3 protein-coding genes and 1 pseudogene are annotated in these 8,388 nt (G+C 57.6%); all 4 read right to left on the bottom strand.

Annotation, left to right across the window (positions count from 1 at the left end; all coding sequences use genetic code 11):
- Nucleotides 1-814, bottom strand: a pseudogene (locus J5M72_RS16350) (Ig-like domain repeat protein); the annotation flags it as partial.
- Entirely contained in the window at nucleotides 774-2,975 is a 2,202-nt protein-coding gene (locus J5M72_RS16345; RefSeq protein WP_207866382.1) for a hypothetical protein, read from the bottom strand. The pseudogene J5M72_RS16350 and the gene J5M72_RS16345, both read right to left, overlap by 41 nt.
- Nucleotides 2,976-3,364: 389 nt before the next feature.
- Entirely contained in the window at nucleotides 3,365-4,273 is a 909-nt protein-coding gene (locus tag J5M72_RS16340; protein WP_169429344.1) for a hypothetical protein, read from the bottom strand.
- A gap of 71 nt (nucleotides 4,274-4,344) precedes the next feature.
- On the bottom strand, nucleotides 4,345-8,358 hold the full coding sequence (locus J5M72_RS16335; RefSeq protein WP_207866380.1) for a hypothetical protein: 4,014 nt from the start codon (nucleotides 8,356-8,358) through the stop codon (nucleotides 4,345-4,347).
- Nucleotides 8,359-8,388 lie beyond the last annotated feature (30 nt).

Below are 8,388 nucleotides of genomic sequence, written 5' to 3'. Positions count from 1 at the left end.
TGACGGCCCCGTCGAGGATCTCCACCTGCTGGCCCTTGCTGGCGGTGCCTGTCAGTTTCACGGTTGTGTCGACGGTGGTGCCGCCATCTGGAATCACGGTGCCTTTGGAATCCTGGGCATTGGTGATAGTGGGTGGAACAGCTGCTATCACCGTAAAGGCACGGATCAGGCTGGAAACCGGGTCCGCTGGATATAGAGCGTGGGCTGTAATGTGATAATCCTTGATCTGGAGGTTGAGCAGGGGCTTGCGCCAGACGCCATCGGCATCAACATCAGCATTGCCGTGCGAGGTCGAGCCATCGAAAATCTCGACCGTCTCATCTCGGGTCGCAGAGCCTTCGACAGTTACCTGCTCAAAGAAAGTCTCGCCACCCTCTGTAACCTCCCCATTGGCGTCAGTCACATGGGTGATCTTCGGCGTCAGCCAGTCGTATCGGGTTCTGATCGTAAGCGGCAATCCCGGGAGCTCAATTGCATCGACTTCTTGAACGCTGCCATCAAACGAGACTTTGCAAATCACGTTTGCCGGTGTGGAATGCCCCAGCTTCATTAACTCACTTCGAAGCAGCACTTCATTCAGCCCGCTGCTGAATTGCGCGGGAGTGATTTCCACGCCATCGAGCATCCGGATGATGTAGTCGCTGCCTACCGTTGTCTTGCCTTCCAGCCTCAACCAGAGGCGTTGCTTGAGCGCAATGTAAGGCCACTTGGCAACGAGCGTTGTGGCATTCCCATTGAACGTCATCAGATCCAGGACCCGGTTATCGTCTGACTCAGGTACTTGAGGGCGAGGCAGATCGTTTTCGGGGGTCATCGAAGCCCGTGACTCTCAGGCCCAGCGACTCCGATTCTGTCTCGTGGCCATAGCGGCGCACGAAGTACTTCACGTCCACGTTTTTGTTGATGTTGGGGCCGATAACCGTTGAGGCCAGATGAAAGTCCACACTGCCACTGCTGTGTCCGGGAAGTTCAGGAACTGTTGGTGTGCCGGCACCGGGGGTCCCGACCCAGAGCAGGCGAATGGTGTCGAGGGCCGGGTCCATACTGTCGTAGCTGACTTTGATGTCCACACCGTTCAACCCGTCCATGGGTTTGAGTACGGCGTTCGGTGCCTGTTTGACTTGTGGCGCTGGCAATTCACCTACCAGCGACCCGATCAGCAGATTGAGTGCGGCGGAGTGACTGTATAAACCTGTGGACGCGTGCTTGAGCGAGTAACGCACTCTGACGTACTGCCCGATACTGATCGTGACGAAGTTCGCGGGCACTCGAAAACGCAGCGGTTTACCGGCGCTCAGCGAAGTGATCGGCACCCAGTCGCTGATGCTGCCGAATGGATGGGTCGCTTGCCAGTACCAGGTCACGATGTCGTCTTTTTGGGTCGGTGGATTTTCGATATAGATGTGGACGACATCGAAGACTTTGGAAGGGTCGAGCACATCGGGGTTTTTGTCGGCTTCCTCCACCTCGGGCCTGGGCAGTGTCGCGGTGACGGCTTGCACCTTGACCAGCAGATGCTCTGAATCACTGACGCCATAGAGCTCCGGCTTGTCATTGAACACGGTGTACCAAAGATCGAGTTTGCCCTTGTCGAGCACGCTGATGTGCTCTTTGTCGACGTAAGCAGTGAAAAAGCCTTCTTTTGCCTCATTGTCACTGACGGTGTGAGTGAACTCATGGACATAGGGCTGACCGTTGGACTTTTCACCTATCCAGTGACCGGCGACCAGATCGCCATTGGCAATGGTCAAGTACTTGATCCGTACCGTGGCGTAGGATCTGTCCGACTCGAGTATGTCGCCCAGCAACCCGTCAATCGTCGGTGCGTCTGGCATCGAAACGTCACCCACCACGTCGGCGAATTCGCGTTTGGAGGATAACGGCGGACTTGCGTCCGCTTTCGTCAGCACGTAGGAGGCATCAGCCCGGCCCATGGCGATGGCGCGGACTTGCGCGTACGGCACCTTGAATTCCATGACACTCGGAATGTTTTCCACCGATTTGGTTTCGGTGTGAATCAACGGCTTGCCAGTGAAAGGGGTGCCAATCCAGGTCATTTTCACTGAGTCGTTCAGCGCGAAATCCGAGCCCTGGATATGGACCTGGACCGTGACGTCCTCCTTGTTCAAGTTGATGATCGTGATGATCCCATTAACCGATTGCTTGATGATCGGTGCAGCCAGACGCCAGGCGCCGGCGTCCACGGCGATTTGTGTGCGTTTGGAGTGCCGGGAAGACCAGTTCCATAGTTCATCGTGAGGGTCGTACTTGATTTCCAGTGCCGCGCTGTCGCCACCGGCCAGAATGTCTTCCTGTTTGGCGACGATCACGATGGGTTCCTTGCCCTCTGCCTGAGCTTGCGTGACGAGAAGAGGTGTCAGGGTATGACTGCCCCAGCGCATCAGAATCCTGTCTCGCACCCTGATTTCCGGGTAAGCAGGAACCGTCAGGGGAACCCCTTTTTTTGCCCAATCCGCGTCGATCAATCCCTGATCGATGATTTCCTGCGGCAGTTGCGCGATGCGCAGTTCGGAGTGCCCGATGGGTAGATGAGGTTCCCTGTCTCGGCCACCGGGTCTGGTGAGTTTGACAAAAAACAGCGACACCACAGAGGGATCGTCCGGCGTGGTGGCGCCGAATCGGGTCAACTCATAAAAGCATTCATGCTGACCGGGAGTGAACAACTCCTTGGGCAGGTAAAAGAACAGGTGTTTGTCTTTCTCTCCCGGTTCAACCTTTCGTGTGAGCACCGGAACGCCGTCCCAATGAATAACACTTTCATCACCCTCCAGCATGTCGAGGTACGCCACAATCACGCTCAGCACACCGCTGTCACTTCCCGACACCACCTCAATATTGATCCCGCCATCCACGCCCTCGACTGGTGTGACTGCGCCGCTGATCTGCATGGGCCGAAGCGCCAGGGTGACGGGCTGGTCGAGATCAGGAAACAAAAGCGGACTGTGGGTGAGCATGACGAAACTCCTGAAAGAGTACGCATTGGGATCGCAGACGGTTTTTTATTGAACCTGAGGGAAGGAGGGAGAGGTACTGTCAGATCTGACAGGGGCAGGCTGGTTTGCGACGAGCGGTCCGGGCTCACGGTGTTTCCCGCCAACAAGTTGGTCTTGCGGATCGAATTCGAACCCGTGGCCATGCGCAGCGCAGTGTCAGAGGATAAGCCGCAGGAGCTGACAACTCCTTGAGGATCAGACCCTGCGGCTTTGAAAAGTTGAGCGTTGAGCGGTTTCCGGATCGGTGGCGGCCTGGCTGACACTGCCGAGCAGCGCCAATGCGAGCAACAGACATCTGATTCGCAACGTGCTTTGCATGGCGATCTCCACAAGTTTTTGGTCGCCGTCGCTCAAGTCTGGGAGACCCCCAGGACCTGCCAGAACGAGGCCGTGTCCTGGCTGGTGGCGTTGTCATTGACCGAAGAGCCGTTGAGGTCGTATGTCCAGGCGGTGTCGGCGCCCAGTACGTCGGCGGTCCACACCGGGTAGTTCAGCCACTCGAGGAAATCCGCGACAGGGCCGCTGTCGGGGAAATAAAGCGTCCACAGCCGTTTCGACTGGGCGAGGGTGATCGGTTGCAGCTTTGCAGCGGTACAAATTCTGGTCATGCCCTCCCAATCCGCGCTGGCACTCAGGAAGTGCACCTCCTGAATACCCTTGACAGTGAGGGGGTACTCGCGACTCTGGTTCTGGCTGTCGGTCGCGCGGATCCTGCAGGCGCCGTTGCGCAGGGCGGTGATCTCGCCCGATCGTGCATCGGCACTGGCAATCAGTGGATCGGTGCTGTCGTAGGTGTAGGGAGCCTGGCCCCAAGTGGCTTTACGGGTCATGCGCGCCGCTGGGGGAGGGGCAAGTGGCGGCTTGTCGACGGAGACGACGTAGTTTTCAGTGCTCAGATCCAGTGTGGCGTCGGCGTCGAAACCCGTCTGCAATTTCAGATCCAGGATGTCCGATGGTTCACGAGTGCTTTGGTGCAGCTGTACTTCGTAGCGAATCGGTACGATGTCATTTTCGTCGGCAACAAATTCCGAAGCGTCAACCTTGAACACGACATCATTGCCGACTGCGCCGGCGCTGATCGGCAGGTCATCGGTATAGGTATCACCGACGAACAAGAAAACGTGATCGCGGAACTTCATTGGCACCCAGGGCTTTATTCTGACGGTCGCCCCTCCGGGGGGAAGCGTTTGCGGATCCAGAATGTCGAGAGGCGCGTCGTCTACAGTTGGCGCCCGCAGATTGTTGTTGGTCTGGCTCATGTCACCCTCCGCTCAAGTCAAATAGGCGGCGCTCGGGCGAGCGCCGCACAGCAAGTCACCGTCGATGGGTGTCAGGGGGTATTGAGCCTGGCCAAACGGCTGGCCTTGAGCGCCAGACCGCGGGTGGCCGCATTGGCGTAGTACGATACCTGGCCTTTGAGCCGGTCTTGAGCGGCACTGCTGTCGCCGCCGGCGAGTGCATTGCCCCAGGTCACCACTTCGCCGTCGGAAGTGAGCGCCGTAAAAGCATGACGGTTGGCGTAGATCGCGGTGACGTTGACCAGTTTGGCGGTGACGGGCGTGGTATCTCCGCCGAGCAATGGGTCTCCCCAGGCCACCACGGTTCCATTTCTGCACACTGCAGCGAACGCTCCAGCGGTGGCGGCCAGTTGAACAAGATCGTCCCTGCCGGCGATCGGGTCAGGTATCAGGCCACCCGAATTGGCCTCGGGCCATCCGACGACGTGACCACTTTCTCGAAGTGCTGCAAACGCATTCGAACTGGCGACAACTGAGATGATATCCGTCAGGGAGCGGATTTCCGCAGGTATTGTCCCGCCATACCCTGCGGGCCCCCAGCCCGCAATTTGTCCGGTATCGAGCATGATGACAAAGGCTTGAGCATTCGCGCAGGCCAGTGTCTCGATGTTGGTCAGGCCGGCGACATCGTCGGATACGGTTCCGCCTTTCGCGGGATCGCCCCAGGCGACCACGGCGCCGTTTTCCCGAAGTGCGGCGAAAGCGAAGCCGTTGCCGATCACGTGTTTGATGTCGGTAAGGCTGGCAATCTCTGGAGGAACAACGCCGCCAAACCCCGCTCCACCTCCCCACGCCATCACCTGGCCGGTTACTCTGAGAACAGCGAAAGCATCTCCGGCTGGCGCCAGTTCGACTGCATCTGTCAAGGCCAGGATTTCGTCAGTCAGGTTTCCGCCTTTGGCAGCGCTGCCCCAGGCATGGACTGTTCCATTGGTTTTTATGCCCGCAATAGCCACGCTGTTGCCGGCGAGCACTTTGAAGTCCGTAGGAACCACCGCGCCCATTTCTCCACCCTGACCTGCAGTTCCGGGCCATGCCACGGTGAAGTTGTTGGTGCGAATCACCGCGTAGGAGCTGCCAGAACAAGCAATCCGGGCAATATCGGTGAAGGTCTGAAAGGTTGGCGGGATTTTCTGACCATTCAATGGGTTACCCCAGGCTGCCAGATTGTTCCTGTCCCGCAGCGCCACGAATGCCCCGTCATTGGCGGGAGTGCCCGGGCCACCGGTGCCAAATATGTTCACTCTGTTCAGGGTGACCTGGTCGTCGCTGGTGCGAACTTGCAAGGGGGCATAAGGGTCGGTATCAACCCAGATCTTCGCTTTCGTCCAGGTGCTGTCTTCAGCATATTTCCACTCTGCCTCTACCCGTTGCCGGGTGTCTGCGTTGAAGGCGGATATGAGCCAGCTGGAGCTGGTCTCCCGATAAATCCCCTTGTTGTAGCGGGCTCCCATGACTTGCAACTTGCCACTGCCAATCACCTTGCGCACATCGTAAACCGTCGGGTTGGAGGGGCCATCGGTTCCGCCGGCCTGGCGTTTGATTTTGTAGCTCAAGGCGATGTCCCTGCCTTCGTTGGCGTTGATCACGCTATGCGGCACCTTGATCACTGACAGCTCTTTGTCGGCCTGCCCGGACGTCACTGTATGCGAATACGTGGTGGTGGTTTGACCCTCTACCGTTACCGTGATTTCGTCGTCTGTCTTCAGCAGGGCGGTTGCCGGTATCACCACGGTTGCGCCGTTCGGGTGAACATCATCGGGATTCAACTGATCCTTTTGCGGTCCGGTCGCTTCTCTGAAAGTGGCGTCTGGCGGTGTGAACTCCGTCGCCTCCACTCTCAGAGGATAATCCTCCCCCGGGGTTTGGCCACCCTCGAACAGTGCCACGTAATAACTGATCACCACATTCTTGTTCAGGCAGGCCCGCACGATGGCATGGTCAACCGTAAACTCAACGGGTTTGCCCTTGTTGTTTCCGCTGATGGCTTTGTCGTCCTTGTGCACTGTCACGTTGTCCGTCGTGGCCCACTCCATATAGAAATGATCGCCGGTGTTCTCTTGCCGGTTGGCGGCAATTTCGACGGTAGCCCCGTTCGGGACTTTGGATGGATCCAGTATGCCGTCAATGGCTTGCAGTACCTTGGCTGGATCCAGCAGTTGTTGGTCTGCCTTGCCGACGACGAAGGTCAGGGGATCGGAATAGCTGGTGATGTCGGTTTCGTTGCGCAAGATCCGGTAAGTGGCCGTCACTTTTTTTCCGCGGTTGGGCTCAATGTGCTCTGCTACGAATTTGGCATCCAGTGTGAAGTTAACGTCCTTGTCGGCCGAGAGGGCGTTCAGGACGACGAAGTCTTCCTTCTTGCCTGTGACCTCGGCATCCCACGTATAGGTCACTGTGTCGCCAGACTTGCTTGGCGTACCGGTGGGTCTTGGCGCAGTGAATTTACTGGCGCCTGCGGGCAAATCGCCGGGTTCGAGTTCACCATTCTGCTCTCCCAGAACGATGGGCTTGACCAGTTCAAACTGCGGTTCGCCGACATTCACGGAGGCAGCAGGCCGGGAACGGCGCCTGATGATTTCACCGCCTTTGTCCATCAGCAGTGTGTAGGACGCGACGACTTTTCCGCCTTTGAGGGTGTGAATGTGTAAGCCGTCGACAGTGATGACAAAACCTTTTGGGTTGTTCACCTCGGACGGATCCGGGAAATACCAGTCATCTTCGAAGCTGGGATCATAGGGTTTGCCATCGGGACGTGTGCCGAACCATTTGATTTCGATTGCCATACCGACTTCAATGTCCGGGTTGTGCGGGATTCGCAAAGGGGTACTCGCGAGGTCGTCGGGAATCGCACCGTTTTGTGCATCGTCGAGAATCGGGGCGGCCAGTTGATCGGCTTCGCCCACAATCTGCACGAACTGGCCTTTGGATCGAAGCGGATCGGTGCTGCCATCGCGTTTCAGCTGGTAAGAGAAAGTGGCTTGGGTTTTTGCCAGCTTTCGCGCATCCGGGGTCTGGATTACCAACTCGTAGGCGTGTGGCACGTTGTCGATCTTCTTCAAGGGCGCCACGGCTTCGATCGGATCGCCCTCTACCGTGGTGCCGCGCATCTTCAGTTCGATGTCGTCGTCAAGCTTGAATTCTGGGACTCTGGCCACCACTTGAACGATGACGTTGTCGTCACCCAGTGTCTCAAGATCAAGCACGTTGTTGATGGCCCGGTCGACAATAGGCGCGGGCAGAAGATCTGTGCTCAACGAGACTACGATCCGGGTTTCCGTGCTCCAGTCTTCTGCAACGTTTTTCGCTATGTCCGTCACAATGAAGGCCACACCAAGGCCCTTTTTATCGCTGTCGCCGGCGCATTCGATGATTGCTTTATCCACCACGATTTCGATTGGGTTGTTGTCGGGGTCATTGATCTGCTCGGCGGTCAGCGGTGCGGATTTTTTGGGATAACCGCCCCAGGTAATCTCCGCAATATCGCCGACGGCGGCATTGGGGTAAGGCGGGGCGGTGCCGGACTTGGAACGGATGATGATCGGCACACCCGCCTCTGCTATGTCCTTATCCACGACACCGTTGACGATTTTCGGATCGATATGCATAAACAGCTCAGAGTGGCCGGGGCCTGGCAACGTATCTTGCCCCCCCGGAATCTCGAGTTTTTCGTATATATTGGTCGGCGGAGTCTGGGTTTCCCACGCTTGATTGAGTCGTTTGACTCGGTAATTCAGGGTATGCGAGCCGGTCTTGGCGTGCCGGGGGGGGACGAACAGCGTTACGCGCTGGTCCACCTCGGCGGCATCCCTGATGGTGGTCTGAGCAACGACATTGCCATCCTTCAACAGTTCGACGTCGTCACCGATGCCCATCTGGTTCCATGGCCAGATGTAAGTCTGCAGTCCTTGTTCGGGGTGTACCCCCATCGCCGCGGCCCGATTGATCGCCCACTCACCGGAAGGCAGTGGTTCGGGTTGTTTGTCGGGGATTTCCAGCTCGGCAAGCGCCAGCGTGGGAACTCTTTTCGCAGGTTTTTTCAACATGGCGGACACTCCTGTCGAGGGATGGGCGAC

The organism is Pseudomonas sp. 58(2021) (assembly GCF_017491585.1).
In the GTDB taxonomy this organism is placed as follows: domain Bacteria; phylum Pseudomonadota; class Gammaproteobacteria; order Pseudomonadales; family Pseudomonadaceae; genus Aquipseudomonas; species Aquipseudomonas fluorescens_BT.
The sequence above is the reverse complement of the archived record's forward strand: the minus strand, read 5'-3'. Positions and strand labels throughout refer to the sequence as shown.

What these genes read in the sequence shown, in the direction of transcription:
- J5M72_RS16345 (WP_207866382.1), bottom strand. Translation starts at nt 2,975, where the DNA reads ATGCTCACCCACAGTCCGCTTTTGTTTCCTGATCTCGACCAGCCCGTC.
- J5M72_RS16340 (WP_169429344.1), bottom strand. Translation starts at nt 4,273, where the DNA reads ATGAGCCAGACCAACAACAATCTGCGGGCGCCAACTGTAGACGACGCG.
- J5M72_RS16335 (WP_207866380.1), bottom strand. Translation starts at nt 8,358, where the DNA reads ATGTTGAAAAAACCTGCGAAAAGAGTTCCCACGCTGGCGCTTGCCGAG.